The organism is Brevibacillus sp. MS2.2, from assembly GCF_013284345.1.
GTDB classification, from domain to species: domain Bacteria; phylum Bacillota; class Bacilli; order Brevibacillales; family Brevibacillaceae; genus Brevibacillus; species Brevibacillus brevis_C.
In genome coordinates, this window is record NZ_JABSUZ010000003.1 from 1 (window position 1) to 24,378 (window position 24,378).

Consider the following 24,378-nt stretch of genomic DNA (forward strand, 5'->3'; position numbering starts at 1 on the left):
ACAAAAGCCCCGACAGTCTCCTCCGTCTCCACGCCGAAACGACCGGCAACTGGGGTTCCGATCAGGATTTCATTTTGACCACTGTATTTGGCCAGCAGGATAGAGAAGCAACCAAACAGCAGCATGTACGGTGTCAGTTGTTGCGTGCGGCAAAACTCCCGGAGTGCAGCAGCCTTCTCATCCGCCAAAACAAACCGACTAATCGACCCGGCAAAATTTTTGATCGAAGGACGGCGGTAATCAGTCGGCAAATCAAGTGTTTCGTAGCCATCCTTATATTGCTGTAACCAAAAATCTGCTTCCTTTTGCCAAAATGCTGTGTCCCTGCTTTGCTGCCATACAGCGAAGTCTTTGTATTGAATCTTTGGGTCCCCCAAGGTCTGCCCATCGTAATAGGCCAGAAAATCACTCACTAGCCGTTCACTCGACAGTCCGTCGGAAATTATGTGATGCATATCAATCAGCATGACATGGCGCTGTTTTTCCAAGCAGACCAAGCGAATTCGCAGCAACGGTGCTTGGTCCAATGCGAACGGGCGACTGAAGCCCTCCAATGTCTCCTCTACACTTGCCCCCGGCATCTCCACATATTCAATCGCAAACGAGGCTTCTGGAACGATTTTTTGTACAAGATCTTGTCCGATCAGCTCAAAACACGTCCGCAGAGCTTCATGCCGTTGCAGCAATCCATCACATGCAGCCTGCAATCGTTCCCGATCCACCATTCCGTGCAGGAGGAACACACCGGGGATGTTGTATGCCGTACTGCTCTCATCAAATTGCTGTAGAGCAAATAGCCTCTTTTGCTGGGATGATACCGGGTAGTGCGGCGCTTCCTTTGCTTTGGGGATCACGACTGCCGTCTGCGGCGTTTTTTGCAAGATAAGCGGCACCAGTTCCCGGATCGTAGGATGCTCGAACACCTCTTGCATCGTCAAATGCACTTGAAACGTATCTGTCATTTTGGAGACAAGTGAAATGACTTTAAGCGAATCAAATCCTGATTCAAACAGATCATCGTCTTCCCCAACATGAGGTCCTCCGATGATTTCGGATACTACCTGTGAAAGCATGGCTCCTTCTTTCGTTGTAAACTTGTGCACGGCTTGAATCGAAACGGGGTCTTGTCCAAGCAACGGTTTCTCGTTGGCACTCACCCGCTTGCCGTGGCTGCTTGTGTCGAAACGGAAATTGTTTATCCAGTAACGCTTTTTTTCAAACGGGTATCCTGGCAGAGAAACTCTCCTTCGCTTTTCTGCTCCGTAAAACCGTTTCCAGTCAATGTCGATTCCATATAACCATAATTGCGCAACTGTCTTTAAAAAGAATTCATCATCCGCTACTTTCATTTGCTCAACTCGAATCGTATCGAGAATCTGTTGATTGCGTTCAGGATACAAAAACCTCTTCGCAAGCGTGCACAGATTTCGTCCCGGCCCTATCTCGATAAATAAGGTATGCTCATGCATCGCCAGCTTCTTAATCCCTTCCACAAAACGAACAGGTTCGCACAAATGACGAAGCCAATATTCGGGGTCGACAGCTTCCTCAGGTGTGATTGCATTACCTGTTAAACTGGAGAAAAACGGAATAACAGGTGGATGGTACGAAATGCTGCGAACGTATTCACTTAGGTCTGCCATCATGGAATCCAGCATCTTGGAATGGCCGGCATGGGAAATAGCAAGCCGCATGCTTATGATCTTGTTTTGCTTCAGCGAAGATTCGAATTTGGCAACATCCTCCTTGCTCCCGGAGACAACACAAGACTCATCGTTCACTGCTGCGATCGACAGTTCATTTGGAAGCATGCCCAGCAATTCCAATTCCGGCAACGGCACCGTTAGCATAGTCCCTTCAGGAAGTCCCTCCATCAGCCGTCCTCTGTGATAGGTTAAAAACAGGGCGTCTTCCAGCGAGAAAACTCCAGCTATGCACGCTGCCACATACTCCCCTATGCTGTATCCGATCATGCTCAGAGGAGTAATATGCCACTCCATCAGCATCAAAGCCATAGAATACTCAACGGCAAAGTGAAGAGGCTGGGAAATGCTCTGTCTATGAATTTCCGTTCCCGTTTGGGTGTCAGTCTTTTCTGGATACAGATAGTCTTGATACCGGACACCCGAGATTTTTTGCAAAATCGTGAAGCATTCATCCAGCTTCTCTCGAAAAATCGCCTCGTGTCGGTAAAGATCCAGGGCCATATTCACGTATTCCGCGCCTTGACCCGTAAACATAAATACAATGGAAGGCGTTTGTTCGGAAGCCACGAAATCCAATGATTTTCGTGTGTCCTTCTCCGTTAATATTTCAATAGCCTGTCTCACTTCCGAACAAAGGAATACAGAGCGGTGCGAAAAACGCTTCCGTCCTACCTTCAACGTGTAAGCTGCATCGGCTAAATGAATGTTGTGGTTGCGCTGGAAATTCTCTCGAATCTGCCCTTTTATCTTCTTCAACGCCGTATCGTTTTCCGCGGATAACGTTATGATTTGGAATCGTCTTTTGGTCGGCGTCTTTATAACGGGCGGAGCTTCTTCCAGAATCACATGGGCGTTGCTCCCCCCCTGTCCAAAGGAACTCACACCAGCCCGAAGAGGGAACAAATCTTCTGTTCGCAAGTCACGAAGTTGCGTGTGCGGGTAAAAAGGAGAATTCTGAAAATCGATTTGCGGATTGACCTCATCAAAATTGATTGTAGGCGGAATCATCCGATTCTTCAGCGACAAGGATGTTTTCATTAAACCCGCAATCCCTGCCGCTGCTTCCAAATGTCCGATATTCGTCTTGACTGAGCCAATTCCGCAATAGTTTTTCTTATCCGTATCAAAGGCCATTTTGAGTCCTTCGATTTCAACGGGATCACCCAAAATCGTTCCAGTCCCATGAGCTTCAATATAATGGAGCTGTGTAGATCCGAGTCCGGAGCGTTGGATTGCTTTCTGGATGACAGCTGCTTGTCCTTCAACACTCGGGGCGGAGTACCCCACTTTACGGTTTCCATCATTATTTACCGCAGAAGACTTCACAACCGAATAGATATGATCCCCATCTGCAAGGGCATCCTTCAATCGTTTTAATACGACAAGCCCCACGCCATTTCCGGTCACCGTGCCTGATGCTTTTTTATCAAAGGCTCTGCAATGTCCATCCCTTGATAAAATCATTCCCTCTTGGTGGATATACCCCATCTCGTCCAGCAAAGAAACTGTAGCCGCTCCTGCTATTGCTATGTCACACTCTCCAAAAAGCAAATCTTTGTAGGCACGATCGACGGCAATCAGCGAAGTGGAGCAAGCTGCTTGGACCGTGATAGCTGGACCCCTCAAATTCATGCGATACGCAATCAGTGTTGCAAATGAATTGCTGTTAACATGATAAATTTGATATTGATCAGAGGCATAAAGAGACGGTGAAAACTTTTCGGGTACCCAGTATATATTGTAGGAGGAGCCGACATACAAACCGATGGAGCCTGGGTAGGCTTCAGGTTCATATCCTGCATCTTCCAAGGCATGCCAAGCACATTCATGAAGCAAGCGAATTTGTGGGTCCATCTGCTTGGCCTCTGTAACCGTATATCCAAAGAAATCTGCATCAAAACAATCGATATCCTCCAGCTTCCCCTTTGCTTTAACAAAATGGGGGTTGTTCAACAACTCGTGATCGATGCCGAATGCCTGCATTTCTTCATCCGTATAAAACTTGATTGTTTCCGTTCCGTTCACCAAGTTGCTCCAAAACTGCTCTTTGTCAGCCGCTCCTGGAAATCGGCCAGCCATCCCAATGATGGCGACATCCGTGTCTTGAATGTCTATGGCTTGAAGCGGGACGATTTTAGGCTTTTTATCTTTTGTATGGGTAGTCATGCTGTGAACCTTGGTTTTCGCATGGAAGTATTTTGCAAAATCATAAATCGTCGGATAGGTGAAAATAGTCTGTATCGAAACTTCCGTATTGAATTCGGCTTTCAATTCATTACACAAATAAATGACTTTGATCGAGTCGCCTCCGACATCAAAGAATCGGTCGTGTATGCCCACTCGCTCGATTTTCAGTACTTTTTTCCATATCTGTGCAATCTTTGTTTCCAGCTCGCTCCTTGGCTCAACTGTTTTTTCCGAAACATTCAATGGATTTTTTTGGATCTGTACCAAAGCTTTTCGATCCACTTTCAAATTGCTGGTGTACGGAATTGCTTGTATACGGTAGTAAAAAGACGGAATGGCGTAATAAGACAGTTTGTCCTTTAGAAAATCTTTACAATCTGCCCAGTTGAAATTGCCATCGATGACCATATACGCAGCCAGAGCCGAACCATTCTTTTCTTTTATCTCTATGACAACGGCATCTTTTACTGACGGAAATTTTTTCAGGGCGCTTTCAACCTCGGCGATTTCTATGCGATGTCCCCTGATTTTGACCTGATCGTCTTTTCGTCCAACAAACTGCAACGTTCCATCTGGCAGCCAATAGGCATAATCACCCGTACAGTATAATTTTTCACCTGGTTGAAATGGATGAGGTATAAATTTTTCCTCAGTGAGTAGAGGCTGGTTTAAGTATCCCTTCGCCACTCCTTTTCCTGAGATGCACAGTTCACCCGGGTACCCGAGCGGGCGCAATGTCCTCTCTTTCGACAAGAGATAGATTCCCGTATTGGCAATAGGTTTCCCGATGGCAATCGATTCATCAAGCAGGTGGACAGTAGACCATACAGTCGTTTCAGTCGGGCCATAGACATTGTAAATCGGCTGCTTAGTTATTTCGCGCAAAGATTGATATAAATGTTCCGGCAGTCCTTCTCCGCCGATCAATATCTTTTTCAATTGCTGCAAGCTGTTAGCACGTGATGAATTCACAAGCATTTTCATCCGAGATGGAGTCGCTTGGAGAATCGTAACCGAATTGGCTTCGATCAATCGCAGTATTTCATCCGGGTCTTTTAGCGCCATATCGTTCGCCAATACGATTTTCATTCCAAGACATAGCGGCGCCAATGATTCCAGGACAAAAATATCAAAAGAATAAGTAGTGAGAGCGAGTATGGCATGATCAGGCTCAAAACCGATCTCTTTTTCCATTCCGTAGATAAAATTCACGACGTTTTCGTGTGTGATCATCACACCCTTGGGTACCCCTGTCGATCCGGATGTATAAATCACATAAGCCAGATCATCCGACGAAGGCGGAGCAATTGTCGCTTCCCGCGCGCGTTGCTGCATGTCTTGCAAGCCATAATACCCTTCGCTCTCTGTATGATCCATGCACACAACGGTTTGGAAAGCCGGACACTTCGCTTGAAGAGCAGCTAATATATCGCCGTATTTCTGCTCGGAAATCACTACTTTTACATGCCCGTCGTCAAGCATCGTCGAGCAACGTTCGAGTGGCAGCATCGGATCAATTGGCACATAGGCGCCCCCGGCTTTTAATATTCCGAGCATGGCGATTAACAGTTCCGGCCGCCTGTCCATGAACAGACCCACGCACTGGTTGGAGTGAATGTCCACATCCCGTAATAAAATTGCCAACTGATTCGCTTGCTCATTGATTTGCCGATACGTGAAGCATTGGTCTTGGTATATAAGTGCAATACGATCCGGTGTTTTACATACCTGCTCTTCAAATAACTGTGGGATGCTTTTCTCGGATGGCACCCACACTTTTGTATCATTCCACTCATACAGCAGCTTCTGTTTTTCTTCGGGAAAGAGAAAGTCAACAGTGCGAATGCTTGCAAGCGGCTGTTCTACAAGCCAAGAAAGTATCGTCTGATAGCGCGCACATAGTTCCTCTACGAATGTCTCGCTATAGATGCGATTGTCATAGTCGACAACAAATTGAATCGAATTCCACAGCGTGATAAAGATCGTGAGCGGATAGTTGGTTTCTTCTCTATATGAAAAGGAATCAATAACAATATTCCGATTATTCGAATGATGTTGAAGCGGATAATTTTCAACGACAAGAATTGCATCAAATAACTCTTTTTCAAAAGGCAACGCACTGTATTTTTTTATATCCCGCAATGGGGTAGAACCAAAGTGTTTTCGAGCATTCATGGAGGCAAACACCTTTTCCAAAAATGCCTGGAGAGATTCATCTGGATCGATCGCCATTCTAAGTGGCAACGTATTGATAAATAAACCCACCATCTCCCCGATTCCTTCGAGAGACTCTTCCCTCCCTGAGATGGTCGTTCCAAAAACTACGTCTTTGCTGTCTGTATAAAAATAGTGCAGCAACGCCCAAGCCCCATACAGATAACAACTGATTGAGTGCTTTCCTTGGCGCTTGATTTCATCGTGTAGGGACTGAGGTAGTTCCAGACGGACCTGTTTTTTCCCCTCATCATCCTGTCTGCTAACGCGATTCGCTGGAATGATCTCCTGAAGCCAGACCGGATTTACGTCTTGCAGATATGTGGTCCAGAAGCTTTCTTGCTCAGCTTTGTCTTTTTTCTGAATCCATTTGATATAGTCTTTACCTTTCCTTTTCGAGGGAACGGACAGCTGACGCTGATCCAGCAGTTGTTGGTACGCCTCTATAAATTCAGACAAAAGGATGCCCGTACTCCATCCGTCAAACAGAATATGGTGATGACTCATGATCAGTTGAAAGTCTTCGTCACCCAATTTGTACAGGCTGATTCGAAACGCGCCTTCCCTCAGATCAAACTTGTTTTCTCGATCATCGTCCAGTATTTTTGCCACAAATGCGTTACGGTCCTCTCGCGTCTGTTCCGATACATCAATGACTCGCAGAAAGTCTTGCACCTCTTTTACGATGATGAGAAGAGGCTCTTTTACCCCTTCCCATCGAAAAACGGCACGTAGCATCTCATTTACTGAGACGACGTGCCGCCAAGCCTGTTGAAAAGCAGAAATATTTACAGCCGAGGAAATATGCAAGCTGATTTGTTCAAAATATAGCGAGCTGTCTGGTTCTTTTAAGTAATGAAACAGCATTCCTTCTTGCATTGGACTAAGAGAAATGATGTCGCTGACTTGATTGGCATCTAATTTTTTCATAGTTCCGTTACCCTCTTAGGCTGATAATGTCTATTTGCGGCATGCATCGCAATGATTTGCTGCTGAATTTGAGAAGACCCTTCAATGATCTCCAGTACTTTCGCCTCTCGAAAAAGCCGTTCTACCGGATAGAGGTTGCTGCAACCGTTAGCGCCGAGGACTTGAACTGCATCGGAGGCAACCTTGTTAGCCACCACTGACGAAAAGTATTTTGCCATTGTCGTTTGTACGATCGCATCCGGGTGATTATCCGCACGCATCCGAGCAGCCTCCTTGCATAGCGAACGGGCAGCATGAACATTCGTAGTGGCGTCGCCAATGATGCCTTTGATAAGTTGAAAGTTAAAGATTTTCTCTCCGGATTGGGTTCTTTTTCTCGCGTACGTAACCATTACTTCCAACGCCTCCTGTGCCAACCCGACGCCCATCCAGGCGACATTAAATCTTCCCTGATCCAGAGCAAAGTTGGCAACACCCGTGAAGCCCATTCCTTCCTTGCCGATCAGCCTCTCGCTGCCCACTTCTACGTTCGTCAATTCAATATCCGCAAGCTGTGAAGCTGCACAAGAGAGCAGCCCCTGTATCTTTTGAACGCGAACTCCCTCTTGTTCACGGTCGACGATAAAGGCACTAATGCCATTCCCCGATGAGTCCGACGCTATAACAATAAAAAAGTCGGCGATCTCTCCGAACGATATCCATTTCTTGCGCCCCGTTATCCGATATTTGTCGCCTACTTTTTCGTAAGAGGTTTGCACATCCTTCGCACCGCTTCCCACGCCCGGCTCAGTCAACGCAAAAGCACCGATCTTCTCCCCGCTCGCGATGGGAAGAACGTACTGTTCTTTTTGGTACTCGGTCCCCCAGCGGATGAGTGTTTCGCCTACCAATCCGGTTGTAACCGTCAGGAGCATCGCAGCAGACAAAGCCCCTTTGCCAATCTCTTCAACCATGCTCCCATATTCAAGCGGGTGCAGCTGCAAGCCCCCATATTGCTCAGAAAAGCTTGCAGCCAAATATCGTTTGTTCCCCATTTTTTTGATTAGTTCCCTTGGGAGTGCTTGTTGCTTTTCAAAATCAGTAGCATATGGCCTAATTTCTTCGTCTGTAAATTGTCTTACTTCTTCAAGAATGCTATGCGGGCTTGTTATCTTCATTTTCATTCAATCCCCATCATATAAAATGTGATTATGACTGAGTCTAATTCCGCATCCTTTCGAAAAAGAAAACCTTCTATCATTTACATAAAATCGCCAAAAAATCGTAGACATAGCCCTGACTGACTTCTGCGCGAATCGGCTCCAAACCGCTGGCTCTGAGCTGCTCCAGTGCAGTCTTCTTGGTCAATAGCTCTCTGTATCCCAAGTTGATTTCAGGGTGAACCTCGTAATAGGCCCGAGTCAAAAAGCTATCCATGGGAACGACCAAAATCATATGTCCATCTTCTTTACAAAATTGTTTATGTACGGACAAGATTTCGTTCTTCTCTTTAAAATGTTCAATCAAGCCAAAACTGCAAACAACATCAAACGTTTCTTCCAGCTCTAACGTAAACAGATCTTGGAGTATATAAGTAATATGATCGGCATGTTTATCCGCTATCTTGTTATAGGCGTTGAAGGAGGTTTGGCAATTATCTACCAAAACTCCGCTCCCTTGGTACATGGTAAGCAAAAGACGCGTCAAAAATCCGGTACCCGCACCAAGCTCAAGCATTCTTGGCTCAGTCTTGATCTGAACGCCTCTTAAAAGCTTTCGCAGCACGTCACCGAGCACCAATCCTAATAAGTGAGCATTTTCACTTAACAAATGACGGATGTTTTGAAAATAGATATGCGTATCGAGACTTGGGATCTCCCCGTTGTGTAACCTGGTAAAATACTCGGTCCAATCAAAATCTGCACTTGTATTTTTCGTCGTATAAATCATTTTCTTCACTCATTTATAAACCGATTTTGACTGGATAAAGTTCACGATATTGTTAATGGTATTGAAATTCGAAATTTCCATTTCGTCGCTTTCGATGGTCAAGCGAAACTCGCTCTCAATGAAAGTGACGAGTTTCATGGCAAACAATGAATTGACGAAGCCTAGCTCAAAAATATTGTCGTCATTCGTGAAATCAACATCATCATCGAATACAACCAGATTAGCCAGAATAAACTCACGAATTTGTTCATGAAGTTGCATAAGTGTAAACGCTCCTTTTTTTGGGGTTTTCATTGTGATTACTGAACGAGAACATTGATGTAAGGGGGAAATTTTTGTATCTGGGTCAAATCGTTTTCCAAAATGACAAAGCCGTCTTCTTCTTTGGAGACTTCCTTGAAATTGGAAAAACGATAGGATACATACATCATCTTGTTTCTCTCCGTATTTTTAAAGTCAGCTAGCAGTCTCTTGTTGGCTAGCTGTGCCTGCTGCATGATATGGGTTAGCAATACGGTTCCAACACCTCTGGAAATCACTCTGCACGACATAATAAGCAATTTGATATGCCAATGAGTTTCGGTTATTTCAACCAATGCGATTCCTATTTTCCCGTATGACCCGTATTTATCTGTGAGCTCACAGACATATAATTTGTGGTCGGGTGAATTTCGGAAATAATTGAGTTCATCGTAGCTGTAAATCCGTCCCGTCGAGTTCAATTGATTGGTTCGAACCGTTAGCTCTTCTGCGCGTTTCAAGCAATCTTCATGCGCCTCGCTGATGATAAACTTCATGTCTAACGTTTTTAAAAATTCTTCATTTGTCCCTGTGAAGGATTCCTCCTCCTGCTTGCGCTGAATGTCTTGTAGATACATTTCCCGCCTTTTTTTCGAATCTTCTGTAATGAAAGCTGGAGTCAGCGAAGGGTGGGACAACAACTCTGTATATCGGTCGACGTGGACACAATTGATAGATTCATGTACGCTTTTCACTTCATCCAGTTCAAAGGGCTGATCATCGATAAACAAAAGGGTATCCATCCCAATATTAATCGACTGCTGGATAATCCCTACGGATTTTGACTTGGGCTCCCAATGAATTTGCGGGTAAAGAAAATAGCGGTCAATCTCAAACTCTTTCAGCTTGCGCATCGCGTCATCGTAATTGTTTTTACTCGCAATCGATTGCAAAATGCCCCTCTGATCAAGTTGTTCCAATATTTCTTTGATCCGAGGGTTTAAGGCTACATCGTCCCCTTCCGATAAAACGCCATTCCAAATCGTATTGTCTAAATCCCAGACTACACATTTAACCCCGTTTTTAATATCCATCTGCATGTTCCTTTACTCGAATTTTGATTTGATCCGCTTAAAACTACCTGGTAGTTTGTGCCAATGCAGCCGTGTAATCAAAGAACCCTTTTCCGCTTTTCTTTCCGAGTAATCCAGCATCTACCATTTTGACTAACAGCGGGCATGGACGATATTTAGGATCGTTAAAGCTCTCATACAAAACTTCAATCGAGTGTAAAATAGTGTCCAATCCGATCAAATCAGCAGTCGCTAACGGTCCCATTTTATGGCTAAATCCTAATCGGAATATTTTGTCGAGGTCCTGAGGCGTCGCCACTTGATCGTGAATCGCCCAAATACATTCATTGATCATCAGCATCAGCACGCGGTTCGTCACAAAACCCGGCGAATCATTGACCAGCACAGGCTTTTTGTCGATCGACTCCAGAAAGTTTTTGATTGTTTGGATGGTTTGTTCGGAGGTATAGTAGCCTTTGATGATCTCTACCATCTGCTTAAGTGGCACAGGATTCATGAAGTGCATCCCGATAACATTTTCCGGCTTGGGAAGTAGTGAGCCAACCTTGGTGATGGAGATGCAGCTTGTGTTGACTCCATATATCGTGTCTTGAGGGCAATGTTCTTTCAATTCTAGGTAGACTTGTTTTTTTGCCTCCCAATTTTCCGTGATGTTTTCAATCACGAAGGGAACGGTATAAAAATCGTCGTAAGATGTAGTAAACACAACATTGGAAAGCACTTGCTCAATGTCTTTTACTGGAATCTCTTTTTTCATCAGCTTTACAAGCTTAAAATCTTCTCTCATCTTCTGTTTTGCTTTTTCCAAAATGTCGGGATGCAGGTCCTTCAAAATGACACGGTATCCATGACTCGCCAGGTCCAAGGTCAAATCCGATCCCATAATTCCTGCTCCGATAATCCCAATCGATTCGAATGTTTTCATCTTCAACAATCATCCTTTTCTTGTAGTGGAGGGCTTAACGAAATCGTTCTATTCTATGGCTTTTTTCTATCTCTCCTCTCCCTTTTCAGATTAGGAGATCCTCTGTTCTGTTACGCATGTTGTTTCAACTGTTCGTGGGTAACTTGACCAACTTCCATTTTTAAAAGTTGATCGGCTACATGGAAATACCTGTCGTCATGCGTAATGGCAATGACGCATTTTCCTTTTTGTTTCATCTCAGGGATGAGGTTATAGTAGAAATATTCTCTGAACTCAGGGTCCTGATCGGCAGCCCATTCGTCAAAGAAATAGATAGGTCGATCCTCCATACAACTGATAAGCAAGGCCAATCTTTTTCTTTGTCCCGTGGACAGATTGACGGTACTGAATCCCCCATGTTGGATTTGCAACTTATGGTCCATGCCTAATTTCAGCAAATATTCTTGAATTTCTTGTTCTTTCATTTTCACGTCGATGCCATACATCTTTTCAAAGAGGTGAAAATCGCTGAAGATGGCCGCAAAATTTTGACTTAACTCTTCAAGCTGCTGACCATTCAGTAAAATTTCGCCTTGGTCAGGTTTGTACAACCCTACTAACAGTTTACCCAGAGTCGATTTTCCGCTCCCGTTTCCTCCTGTAATGAAGGTGACTTGCCCGGAATGGAAGCTCAGATTAACGGGCCCGACTGTAAACTGTTCTCCCTCTTGGTTTTTATAATGATATTCAACATCTTTGACCTCTAAGTGAATGATCTCGCTTGCAGGCGATGCCTCTTTGACTCGCTCTGATTGTTTTGTCTCACCAGTTTCCAACTGCCTCGACAATTCGTTTAATCGGTTCCAGCTAATCCTGACCCGAATAAAATTAGGGATCGCGTCCAAAACGCCGTGAACAGGACTTGTCATATACAAAAACACAAAGATATACGCTCTTAAGGAACTGTTTGCAATGTCATCAAAGACGACAGGAAAAACAAACGCAACGACCCCGATCACAAAGGTAAACAGAAGTTCGCCCATAACAAATACATTGGCAAAGCTCAAATCTCCCTGAATCCGTTTAGTCCGGTACGTGTCACAGCTTTCCTGCAGCTCCTCCTGAAATTGTCCTTTTTTACCTTTGTGGATGCTAAGCTCCTTGAAACCGCCAATCATGTGATTAATGAACTTGAAAAACGTGTTTTGAATATCCCTGGTTTCTTCCCAGACACGATTGGCGTACCTTCCTGCCATAAAATAAAGGCCGGCAGCAACCATAATAACGAAAATGGAAATCAGCAAGCCGTAAATATTGACCATCCCTAAATAGATGAAACAGCACAGCAACGTAACCAAACTGGTGACCCCGAAAATCAGGATGTTGGACACACCGCTGATCGTTTCTGTATCGTTGTTCAACACGGAATAAATTCGTTCTTTTTCAATGGTTTCAATATTTTGATACGGAGATTTCAGTATTTTATCAATCAACTCCGTTCTCTTTTGGAAAACCATCTCATTTGTAATCGTAATCAGTTTAGCCCGTACCAATCTTTGTCCAAAAACATAGATGACGATTCCCATCACAAAAAAGGATAGCAATCCCCCCTGAAACCGGTCAGTATGGTTAAGCGCCTCGTTAATGATAAAAATTATCAAGGCATTGCCCAATCCACTCACCGTACTAAGGACGATAATGGGAAAAAAGGTACGATCATGCGATTTTGGAAAGACCACCGTTATGAAGTAATAGAACGCAAACAAAACAATCCCGACAAATAAGCTTTGAATGGCGATGACAAAACTTGAAGGTGCCCAAACATCGACGAAGTCCCATGAGACCCCGTCAAATAAAACCGAAGGAATTTGATAAAAGCAATACCCGGACAGCCCCAGACACAGAAGCAACAGCACAAATCGATACGCATTTTTCCCGAATCCCCCGGATCGCATCCTCTTTTTTCGGGCGATTTCGCCAAGCGCAACAATGGCAAACCATGCAGTAAGCAGGATCAACGGTATCGCTATGCACAGGATGGCAACCGACACATTATCCACACTGCTGTAGAGATCGGAAACATTTTCCGGTGGTTTCTTTTGTCGCAGGATTTCCATGATTCCTTGGCCCATTGCCTGCGTATGGGCAGAGTTGATATTCGTTAATACCGCTACTCCGAGTTTCTCTCCAGGACGTATTACTACTGAGGAAGAGTAATTCGGATTGCTTCCGCCATGAGAGAGTTCGCCACTGCCTTTTTGGTAGACGAACCAACCCGCCGCATACGAGGAACTATCTATATTCGGCAAAACGGATCGATCCGGCTGATGGGACCGATTAATCAACCCGCTGCTCACATTATTATTTGTAATCGAGCCTAGCTGACTTTTGAGCCAGATTGCCATGTCCTCGCTATTGGAAATGATATATCCGGCTGGCGTATTGCCGCGATACACAGGAGCCTGGTATTCTCTCGCCCCCAAAAAACCGATTTTATACCCTTTTGCCATCTCATGCCGTTCGGCTTCATTTCGGAACAAATACGAATGAGTAAGTCCAATCGGCGTCAACACGTTGTCTTTCACATACTGTTCAAAAGGCTCACCCGTTACCTTTTCAATGACCAAACCTAGTACATCGTAGTTCATGGAAGCATAAAGAAATCTTTCTCCGGGGGAAAAGTCCAATGTCTGCCCTACCACTTTGCGGACGGTTCGCTCCAGCGCGTCAGACTCTTCGCCGACTGGAATTTCACCAATCGTATGAAAAGGAATTCCGCTTGTATGATGGAGCAGTTGCTCCAATGTGATTTCTGGCGTATGTCCTTCTGCATCCTTCACCTGAAACCAAGGGAGGTACTTTTGCACAGGATCTTTCAGATTGAGTAATCCTTGTTCCTCCAGCGACAATATCGCCAGACCCGTAAACGCCTTGGTGGTGGACCCAAGCTCGAATAAAGTTTGTGTGGTCACCGGGCTCTTTGCTGCCATATCCGCATAACCAAACCCTCGGTTGTAGACGGTTTGTTCCCCTTTTACAATGACAACGGAGGCTCCCGGGATCTTGCCATCCTGCATTTTTTGGTCAATCCACGATTCGATTGATGCGATTTCTTCTTTACTCAAACTACCTTCTACTGCCGTTTCTGCCTGTAGCTGCAGGGGGAAAATCATGGTGAGCAGAAGCAAAATAAGCCATGCCGAGATCCCTTTTCTCATAAAATTAACCTCTCATCACAAATTTTCCACCCTCAAATGAAGAGATTGTCTAACTCTTCCTGGGAAATTTCTACCGTTTCAAAATCGGAAGGAGTAAACCCTTTCGACTCTTTCTGGCTGCAGTACAGGATGATCTCGCCAAGCTGCTTTTTAAAATGAGCCAAAAATTGTTGCATGCTGCTATCCTTATATTTATTCCGGCTAAAGGTCAGCCGTATTTGCAAACGGCTATCCAAAATAAAGCAATTCACATCGATTAAACAAGTCAGCGGATTGTCTTGACTTGTGCTTTGCTGGACAGAACCCCCCAACAATTTTACATATCCACCCTCAAACTCTTGCGTAAACTCCCCCAGATAATTAAACCTAATCGTCTTGGGTGCATGATAAGGGATAGACTTCGCAAGGTAGCGCGATATTCCGTAACCGATTCCGTTATTTGGTACCTTTCTCCGTTCCTCTTTGACATGCTTGATTTGTTGGGACAGACTACCATCGGTTAAGGAGATGCCCAATGGATAGAGACTGGTAAACCATCCGACCGTCCTGGTAACGTCCAACTTGTCCTCTATCTGCTCTCGCCCATGCCCTTCCGTCTCAATCAGGATATCCGTACTTCCCGTACATTCTTTGATGGTCACCAGCAAAGACGTAAGCAACAAATCGATAGGCTCTGTATTGTAGGTAACATTGGCTTCCGACAAGAGGGAAAGCGTTTCCTGCTTACCGATCTCGGCTGAGAGCGTACAACTGCTCGCTATACTATCTACACCCAGATCATGGTCAACAGGAAAAGGAGTGAACTTTTGCAGTATAGCTTGCCAATACCCAGATTCCTTTTCTCCCTCTTCTCTCCAATAGCTCTCAAGGAACTCCGTCCATTTTTGATAGGAATGCGTCTTTGGAGGGAGCAACGGATCTTGACCAAGACTGATTTGTTTTAGTAACGTGTTCAAATCTTCTACAATGATTCGCCAGGATACCCCGTCTACCACCAAGTGATGGGCCACAAGCAGCATATTCCGCGAGCTTCCAACATCGATTACACATGCTTTTAACAAAAGATCCTGGAAGATATCCGCGCTATCAGCGAGTTCGTAGGCTACTTCCATCAGCTTGTCTGACTGCTCGGAATGAGATAAGCCTGTGAAATCGAGCTCTTTAATCGTCGGCAGACTAAGGAGGTGGTTATTATTGTAAAACAACTCGCCATGGTTAGCCTTGGCGTTTATTCGCAAGCCGTCATGATGTTCGATTAGCTTGAAGAGTGCTCTTTCTAGGATCTCAACCGTAATACCCTGACTGATTTCCACCAAGACACACTGATGATAATGATGCGGCTTGGGGAGTTTCTGGGAAAAAAACCACGATACGATTGGCGCAGGTAATATACTTCCCTCGGCTAATCCCTGATCAATAACAACCAGCGGAACCTCATCCACGAGCAACGCCATCTCTTCCAGAATGGGGGTTGACAGCATCTCTTTTACTTTTATCCGGTAGCCTTTGGCATTCAGTTTCGACGCTATCTGAATGGCCTTGATAGAGTCCCCGCCCAAATGATAGAAGTTGTGCTTCCTTCCTATCTTTTCAACTCCTAGAACTTCTTCTACTGTCTGGATGAACTGCCTTTCTTTTTCGGTTGAATAAGTCGTATATTCCGTATTTTCCGTCAATGGCAGTTCCATTTCTGCCAAAAAACGCGTGTCGACCTTTCCATTTGCTGTTAGCGGGATTTCTTCTACTTCTATTACATGCTGTGGAATAAGGTAATTTGGCAATTGTTGTCCAAGATGCTGCTTCAAGTCATCAGGGGAGATATTACCTTTGGCAACGTAATAGGCACATAGGATAACATTCTTCTTCTTGTCCTCCCGATCCAAGACAACAGCGTCTTTTACCTGCGGGTGCTGGATCAACTGGTTTTCTATTTCTCCTAGCTCAACCCGATGTCCCCTGATCTTGATTTGCTGGTCGTCCCTCCCCAAGTACTCCAGCTTTCCATTCGGTAAGAATCTTCCGAGGTCTCCGGTCTTATACATCCGCTTGCCGATTACGAATGGATCGTCCAAGAATTTCTCCTTGGTAAGTTCAGGATTGTGATGGTACCCTCTAGCCACTCCATCTCCTGAAATATAGATTTCACCCACAGCGTATGTCGGAACAGGGTCCATGTTTTTGTCCAATACGTAAATGCGGACATTATCGGCAGGTTTGCCAATTGGTACCGATACTCTCGTGTCTCTCTCAACATCATAAGAGTGAATCATACACCCAACCACCGTCTCGGTTGGCCCATATTCATTCAAGATCTCTATATTGCCTCCAAAGCTGTCATATACGCTTTTGGCAAGGCTAACCTTTAGATTTTCGCCGCCAACAATAAATCTTTTCACGGAGCTATTCCTGTTGTCCCGATCCAGCACCAAGGATAAATGAGAAGGCGTGAGCTTGATGATCGACGCTTTGTTTTCTTTTAAAATGCGGAACAGCACATACTCGTCTTCTGTTTGGCGATAAACCAGAACTGTTCCTCCACAGATCAACGGAGTAAAAACAGAGGTAATTGTCAGGTCGAATGCCAAAGAGGAGTAGAGCGCGAACATCTCGTCCGCGTGTTTAACGTACATTTTCTTCGCCCAGTATATATAGTTGACAAGCCCGCGGTGCTCGACCATTGTTCCCTTCGGCCTTCCGGTAGAACCAGATGTATAGATCATGTATGCCAACTCTGTAGGCTTACTCTCTACTAGCATATTGGATGATGGATAATGATCGTAGTTGACGTCCGTTAGGCTGATAATCTGTCCGTCGAAACCAAACTCGTCCATGACAGCCATATTCGTCAGCAAGATTTTTGTGCCGGAGTTTTGCAAAATATACCGTATCCGCTCAGTTGGATTATCTGGATCAATTGGCATGAAGGCTCCGCCGGCTTTTCCAATGCCGATAATCCCAATCATGGTTTCCATAGAATGTGTGGTCAGCATGCCCACAATTGTTTCTGGACCGCCCCCTTGTTCCCTCAAATATCTGGCTAGCTGATTGGCCTTCTCGTTCAGTTGCCGATAAGTCAGCCACTCTTTGCCATATTGAATCGCGATCTTGTCTGGTGATTTTTCCACTTGTTCTTCAAACAGCTGGTAAATTGTTTTGTCCCTCGGATAAGGTGCAGCGGTATCGTTATAGTCTTCTACTAGTTTTTTATACTCATCCTCGTAGAAAACCGTAAGCTGCCTGATTTCTTCATTGGGATTGGACACCATTTTTTTGATCAGCGAAGTCAGACGAACGAACAGAACATGGATTTGCTCTTCGGTGTAATCGTTCATTTTGTAGTCAAAGCTAATGCTGATGCTGCCTGAATCCGACCATTCCTTTATCACCATCTGCATGGAATAAATCTGGGACCCGCTGTAGAACTCAACATTCTCGACAGGATGGCCTTCCCATTCGGTATCGAGTGTCGTGTTGTAATAATTGACACATACATCAAACAATTGGTTGTAACCCTTCTTCTTCAGCTCCATGTCCTGGATCAACAGGTCATACGGATAGCGTTGATGAAAAAAACAATCCTGCAGGTCGCTGCTAACCTCATCCATCATTTCCGTAACTGACCAGCCAGGCTCAATCGTAAAACGAAAAGGCATCGTACTGGTAAACATGCCAAACATGCTCTTTTGCTGTTTACCAGATCGATTGAGTACAGGTGTGCCTATCACGAGATCGTCTTGACCAGTCATCTTATGAACATACAGTAAATACAAGCCTACCAAAACTGTATTCAATGACCACTTATTGGCTTTGGCCCACGCTTTGATTTGAGCAGAAAGATTAGCGTTCCATTCATATGTGATGCGGTTTCCCGCTAAGTCGTCAGAGCTTTTTTCCAAAAACGAATCAGGTAGGACTCGAAACTTCTCATTCCAAAATACTTTGTTTTTCCGGTACCGATCCGACGAAAGATAATCTCGCTCGTGGTTGATGTACGTCAAGTAAGTAGGAGCTTGATGCTCTCCTACTTCCTCTTCGCGCAAAAGTTTGCTATAGATTTCTCGTATATGATCGGTCATAATATTGATCGACCATCCATCTGCGATTATATGGTGAAACTTGGCCAAATATCCATTCTCACTGTCTGAAATTCGAAACATGGCAAAATAAAAAAGCCTTTCGTTTTCGATGACGAATGGCTTTCTCGCTTCTGTTTTCACCCAATTCTCAAATTCCTTATGCGGCTCATTGTACACAGTGAAATCTTTAAAATCTAATGGGTTATCCTCAATATGACTCACGAATTGCTGGATCTCCCCCATTTGGTTAACAAATCTTAAACGCAATCCTTCATGCCTTCGAATGAAGAGGTGTATAGCCTTTTCAAGTAGTGAAAATTGAACAGGCCCTTTTATTTTTACGGTTCCACCAATATTATGCAAGGGTGTTTGGGGGTAAATCTGCTCGATCAACCAAATTCTCTTCTGGGGATGGGTTAACTGGTAAAAACATAATGAATCCATGTATAGCAATTCCTCCATCTCGTGAAAACCTTTTTGGTTTTCGATTCAGCAAAAAAACGGCAAAGCTTCGCCACTTCGTGTATTATCCAGATAATACACTCGCGCTCACTTTCCCGTATGACCCCTTCATTCCTCTAATGTGCCTAAGCTTCAATAGATTCACTCAGGTTGCTATGATTTTTAGATTGAAATAGGGCTTATCTGCACGAATAAATCTCTCATCTCATCCTATGTTGTCATTTTGCGAGTAAGTGTCCGTGTTTCTTTTAACGACATTTTAATGGGTCAGGCAACTTTTTTCAAGCTTTTTCCACATTTCTATATAAATTCCAATGCTGCTGGCAGTTTCTACATGAATCCATTCTTTGAGAATCGATCTCTTATGATTGGTTACTCTTTATCTAGGTATTCCTGTTGAGTCGATTGTTTGCCATGCAGTTGATATCCTATAAAAAGTTGGCTTTATCACTTTGCAAGGACTGGCACAATGCCGATTCTAACTCAGCTCATTATCCACTTCCCCACCCTTTTTTATAGAATGACGGAACCAAAGAAAAATAAAAAGAACCCGATAATAAACCTTATCGAGCTAAATAAGTTTCTTAATGTAGTAGGTTTTCCTATTAATACGATGTATGTCAAGGAAGACTTGATAGCCTTTTCAGATTAGCCAGAGTCTCCATTATCCATTATTACTCTTCCCGCCATCCTGCAAATGCGATTCTGTTATGGGTTCAAATATCTTCATGTATTGCTTAGGTGTTAAACCGATCAGTTTTTTGAAAAAATGAGAAAAGTGACTTTGGTCGCTAAAACCAGTTTGAAAAGCGACCTCCATCGGCGGAATCCCTTGTTCTAACAATTTTTTGGCATTTCCGATCCGAATTGTTTCCAGATAACTATATGGGGAGATACCTTTTTGTTTGGTAAAAGAACGCAGCAGATGATATTTGCTTACTTTCGTTAAATCACTCAACTGGTCAAGCGTAATTGTATTTGCGTAATTGGATTCCAAGTAATCACAGATCATTCTCATTTCAGAGGCAGGCTCTTGTATGCACTGTTCGGGTACATCATCGGAATATTCTTGTATGAGCTGCTCGATGAGAAACAGAAACAGCTCTTCCTTCTTAAAGTCAATGTCTCCCTCGGAAATCATCAGATGAAGCTCCCGCAGGGATGTTGCGAGTTCGCTGCGATAAAGAACTGTTTGTGTGAAGCGGGGTAGATATTCCCTTCCTGTGATTTCCCGAACGGCTTGTCGCATAATACTTTCAGGAATGTTAAGACTTCGATAGTCCAGCGTTTTCCCGTCTACTTGTTCACAAGTATGAGCATCACGTGGGTTAAAAATGATCACATCGCCGGCGTTTATGATATATTCCTGATTTTTGCATAATAGAAAACGCTTCCCCTTTTCGATAAAGCCCAAAACGTAATAATCATGAAAATGATTTGGGAATTTCTGCATAACTCCTTTAAAGCAGTATGCCTCCATTTTTAATTTTTTATCAAAACAGACCGTTCGAACCTCTTTAGCCATTCGGTCCCCCTCCTTATCTTCTTCCATTTCATAAAACATTTCTACTCGTTCTCTTCATTCAAAGGGGAGACAAACTTGAAATTCTCCACCCATATTTGCAAAGTGTGGGTGAGATTGTTTACAGAAAAGTATCGTTTCAATAAAGTTGGGAAAAGTCTCCCTTTCCATAAATCATATCCGTAATGGCAGTATAGATGTTTGGCGGGTACTCAGCTATTCTATGACAAAGGTATAAGTACCACTCTACACCATAGGTAAGATAAACCCGAACAGGCAGTCCTTCATCTTTAAGTTTTTTGCAAAATTCGGGGCGAATGCCATAAAGCATTTCCGCTTCCGCATACGGATTTCGCAAAAAACCACGCTCGATGACTTGTTCATATATAGCATTATCATGAGAAGCAATGGATACTTGGTGACCGGCTTTCACACATATCTCCACCAATTCAAGATAACGTTGATCCAGCTTTTCAGAACGAGGAGTACAAATATTTGACGGCTCTTGATATGCTCCTTTCACAATCCTAATTGCCCCAGGATAATGAATTAATTCATTAATATCTTCAAATGTTCGATGCAATTGTGCTTGCAGCGTAATCCCTACGTTGGAATAATCCACAGCGACTTTTTTATATATGGTAAGGATCTGATCTGTTTTAGCTGATTCCTCCATACTAATCATTAGAGAAAGGCCACGGGATTGCGCTTCTTTCGCCATTTCCATCAAGTTTTGATAGGCAAGCCCAGGCTCAATCGATAAACCAATATGAGATAAATCAAAAGAAATCCGAGCACTTAGTCTACGATCTCCACATTCTTTCATCAATGCTATAAATTCATCTTTGGCCTGTAAGCATTCCTCTTTGTTTATTGTGTTTTCTCCGATGAATTCCAGAGAAATACGGTATCCCTTCTGTATTAGTTGATTACCAACTGATACCCCATCTTCTCTTAAATCACCTGTTACAAATCGCTTTGCTGCACTTTGAAATATCGGATTCAGCTCCGAAGATTGTTGAATGTACTCTTTCATCTTTAAATTTCGGGCAATCGATTTCAAGGAATCGGAAAATTGCTTTTCGATTGATAGGGTCACTACTATCCCTCATTTCGTTCAAGTTGCATTTATTATAGGAAAAAAATTAGGGAGTCTCTTGTATGATGTTGCTCAAATAGGCTTAACTTTCGCATGACTCATACCTTTATGGAAACTCGCCAGGGACCGACTCTCTCAATTTGCTACAAGCCTTACTACTAATTTGCAGATAAGTTAATACTTCTAGTTGTTTAGTGTCATGTATGTTAGCTGAACGGGGGCAATCGGCGAAAAATGCAAAAGGAGCTGTCGCGGCACGACAAGCTCCCAGAAATCCATTTGATTAAATTTTGAACAGAATCTAAGACAATGCTTTGCCAGCAAGTAAAACCGGTGTTGTGTTACCTCAAAGTAACTCTGCCGTTAAACACTTTATTAATCAAGCATGAGATACCAATAAATCGCTATCTCTTCACTATCTTTAACTAGACCTTTGTAGACGTAGGAATCGAAACCTCCGATGACAAAGCCACAACTTTCGTAGAATTTACATGCGCGGACATTATTACTTTGTGTCTCCAGCATGACTCCCGTCATACCGGCCTCCTTCGTCCAGCGTTTAGCCTGTTCGATTAGTTTTTTACCGACACCGTATCCTCTATATCGCTTATCAACTTTGATATCTTCCACACAGGCATATTTGTTCCAATTTCTTTTCAAAACAATCTGACCCACAACTTGATTATTTACGAGCGCTAAATAAATGATTTGATGGGGATTGCCGATATAGTTCGAATAATCTTCAACAGTATCTTCTTCAAGCGGTTCATCATCGTAGCTTTTATTCCTAAGAGGTATCTCCTTCACCGTATAGCCGATTCGCTGTCCCATTAGTTGCAAGACAAGGGTAGAGTCTACGATAAAGCTCCCATCTATGCTTGTACCACAATCATCGTCCCCAGCCCTCAGTTCTCTAATGAAAATATCCATATTCATCCTCCTATATTATTATAAGATGAGAATAGAGATAGAAAGGGGGACCGCGGACTTAACGGAATACATATTGCTCCGTCATTTTCATAACCTCCAAGTATTATTAGCATGTAAGATTCTCTAGATATTGTACAATCATTATTTAACAGGTGCGACAGCTTTTTAATCGTTAACTATCCTTCGATAATGCCTGCTTTACCCGCTCAATCTGGGCGAGGTGGGCACGGACATGCTGGACGCGTAATCCCAGTAGTTCTTTGAACGTGTACCTTACTCCGTCGGGATATTGCCCGATCCGCTCAAGCTGCTCGGGAGACAGATTTTCCAGAAGCGGCAGCATGCTGACCCGCAGCATTTGGAACAGGAGCATATGCCGCTCGCGGTCCAAGCGTTCGTATCCCAGGTTATCCGACCAGGCTTCCTGATCAAAAGATAGCAGAAGCGGTTCTTCCTCCGCCAAGACTTTTCTCAGACGATGTGTCGCCAAGATCTCGGAATCTGTTACATGAATAAGAATCTGGTGGATGCTCCATTTGGTCGGTGCAGGTTGGAAACGCAGCTCTTCCTCAGACAATCCTTCAATGGCTTCTCGCAACAGCTCATAGTCTCGGCTGTACTCCTCGATCAACTTTTCCATCCGATCCTCTCCTTAATCATAATTCGTGTGGCTGGTAGCCATTGATCATAGTATTCTTTGAAATAAAACAAGTCCCTTTATTCAGAACGGTATAGCTGGCCGCATGCCGCGTTAATGTCCGATCCGAATTGAGTTCGGACCGTGATGCTTATACCCTTGGACTTCAAAATCCGAGCAAACGCTCTAATCCGAGTAGGATCAGATTGTCGATAACTGTCTGGCGTAACTTCGGTCGAATTGAATGGAATCAGGTTAACATGGTAGAGATGTTCCCAAGATCCCCTTCCCCTTAGCAACTCGGCAACTGCTTCGGCATGCGCCGTCGAGTCGTTTACTCCACGAAGTAGAATATACGCAATATATACCTTTCTTCCTGTTTGCCGGATGTGACGATCCAATGCCATCAGTACGTCGCCGACTGGGAATCGGTCGTTGATCGGCATCAGCTCGCTTCGCTGATCGTCGAACGGCGAATGCAGCGAGAAGGTTAAATTGACCTGGGGAAACTCCCGAGTCAGCTTGTCGATTCCCGGCAACAGGCCGATAGTGGAAATCGTAATTCGTCGATGTCCTAAACCAAAGAGATACGGATCAGTCAATATCGTCATTGCATCAAAAATATGCGGGTTGGCAAGCGCCTCCCCCATGCCCATGAATGAGATGCTGTCCAAAGTGTGGCCATTCAAGCGAAAGTACAGCAATTGGTCGGTGATTTCGTCGGCGGTCAGATTTCGTTTCAGACCAATGGTACCGGTAGCACAAAATTTGCACCCGAATCCGCAGCCGCACTGTGTGGAAATACAATACGATTTCCACCCCCGCTCATAAGTAAGTCGTACAGCCTCCACGCGTTCGTCGCCCGGAATAGCAAACAGCACCTTGCTGACCTGTTTCGACGTGATTTCCTTTACCGGAACGATACTGCAAACGTTCGGGCCAAGTATCCGGTTCAACTCGTCGCGCAAAAATTTTGGTAGCATGGTCATCCGTCCGTATTCGCCGATGTTTTGCTTGAAAATTGCGTCCATAATCTGAGCATAGCGATACTCGGGCTGCTTGAATTCGGACAAAATTCGCCGAATCGTTTCATATTTCGAGGTTAGTTTCATGTCTTCTCCTTACTGCCGGAGAAACCGTAAAAAGCAACCGTCAATTGGCGCTATGACACGTGATTACTCAACTCATACGTTTGCAGACAGATTACTACGTGCATCTGTCGATAAATTG

Annotated in this window: 13 protein-coding genes; all 13 read right to left on the reverse strand. The window is 44.1% G+C overall.

The window, feature by feature from the left end:
- Positions 1-7,037, reverse strand: a 7,037-nt coding sequence (locus HP568_RS03185) for a non-ribosomal peptide synthetase/type I polyketide synthase (RefSeq protein WP_173628307.1), incomplete at its 3' end; no start/stop codon positions are given.
- Positions 7,034-8,194 (reverse strand): acyl-CoA dehydrogenase family protein, encoded by a 1,161-nt coding sequence (locus HP568_RS03190; RefSeq protein ID WP_173628308.1) that lies wholly within the window; start codon positions 8,192-8,194, stop codon positions 7,034-7,036. The genes HP568_RS03190 and HP568_RS03185, both read right to left, overlap by 4 nt.
- Before the next feature lie 79 nt (positions 8,195-8,273).
- Positions 8,274-8,966: an SAM-dependent methyltransferase gene (locus HP568_RS03195; RefSeq protein WP_048033115.1), complete on the reverse strand. Its 693-nt coding sequence runs from the start codon at positions 8,964-8,966 to the stop codon at positions 8,274-8,276.
- 9 nt (positions 8,967-8,975) lie between these two features.
- A complete protein-coding gene (locus tag HP568_RS03200; protein WP_047069454.1) occupies positions 8,976-9,227 on the reverse strand; it encodes a phosphopantetheine-binding protein in 252 nt (83 codons plus the stop codon).
- 38 nt (positions 9,228-9,265) lie between these two features.
- Complete coding sequence (locus tag HP568_RS03205) at positions 9,266-10,300, reverse strand: HAD-IIIC family phosphatase (RefSeq protein WP_217366377.1); 1,035 nt, start codon at positions 10,298-10,300, stop codon at positions 9,266-9,268.
- Between the two features lie 43 nt (positions 10,301-10,343).
- Positions 10,344-11,225: a 3-hydroxyacyl-CoA dehydrogenase family protein gene (locus HP568_RS03210; RefSeq protein ID WP_056487513.1), complete on the reverse strand. Its 882-nt coding sequence runs from the start codon at positions 11,223-11,225 to the stop codon at positions 10,344-10,346.
- A gap of 110 nt (positions 11,226-11,335) precedes the next feature.
- Positions 11,336-14,422, reverse strand: coding sequence for a cyclic peptide export ABC transporter (locus HP568_RS03215; RefSeq protein ID WP_173628309.1), 3,087 nt, complete (start codon positions 14,420-14,422; stop codon positions 11,336-11,338).
- 32 nt (positions 14,423-14,454) lie between these two features.
- Positions 14,455-18,960, reverse strand: coding sequence for a non-ribosomal peptide synthetase (locus HP568_RS03220; RefSeq protein ID WP_173628310.1), 4,506 nt, complete (start codon positions 18,958-18,960; stop codon positions 14,455-14,457).
- A gap of 664 nt (positions 18,961-19,624) precedes the next feature.
- Positions 19,625-20,485 carry a helix-turn-helix domain-containing protein gene (locus tag HP568_RS03225; protein ID WP_173628311.1) on the reverse strand — a complete coding sequence of 287 codons (861 nt, stop codon included), beginning with the start codon at positions 20,483-20,485 and terminating at the stop codon, positions 19,625-19,627.
- 136 nt (positions 20,486-20,621) lie between these two features.
- Positions 20,622-21,518 carry a proline dehydrogenase family protein gene (locus HP568_RS03230; protein WP_173628429.1) on the reverse strand — a complete coding sequence of 299 codons (897 nt, stop codon included), beginning with the start codon at positions 21,516-21,518 and terminating at the stop codon, positions 20,622-20,624.
- 438 nt (positions 21,519-21,956) lie between these two features.
- Positions 21,957-22,511: a GNAT family N-acetyltransferase gene (locus HP568_RS03235; protein ID WP_048033121.1), complete on the reverse strand. Its 555-nt coding sequence runs from the start codon at positions 22,509-22,511 to the stop codon at positions 21,957-21,959.
- Positions 22,512-22,683: 172 nt separating this feature from the next.
- Positions 22,684-23,151 (reverse strand): DinB family protein, encoded by a 468-nt coding sequence (locus tag HP568_RS03240; protein ID WP_048033122.1) that lies wholly within the window; start codon positions 23,149-23,151, stop codon positions 22,684-22,686.
- 77 nt (positions 23,152-23,228) lie between these two features.
- Positions 23,229-24,260: a Cfr family 23S rRNA (adenine(2503)-C(8))-methyltransferase gene (locus tag HP568_RS03245; RefSeq protein WP_173628312.1), complete on the reverse strand. Its 1,032-nt coding sequence runs from the start codon at positions 24,258-24,260 to the stop codon at positions 23,229-23,231.
- Positions 24,261-24,378 lie beyond the last annotated feature (118 nt).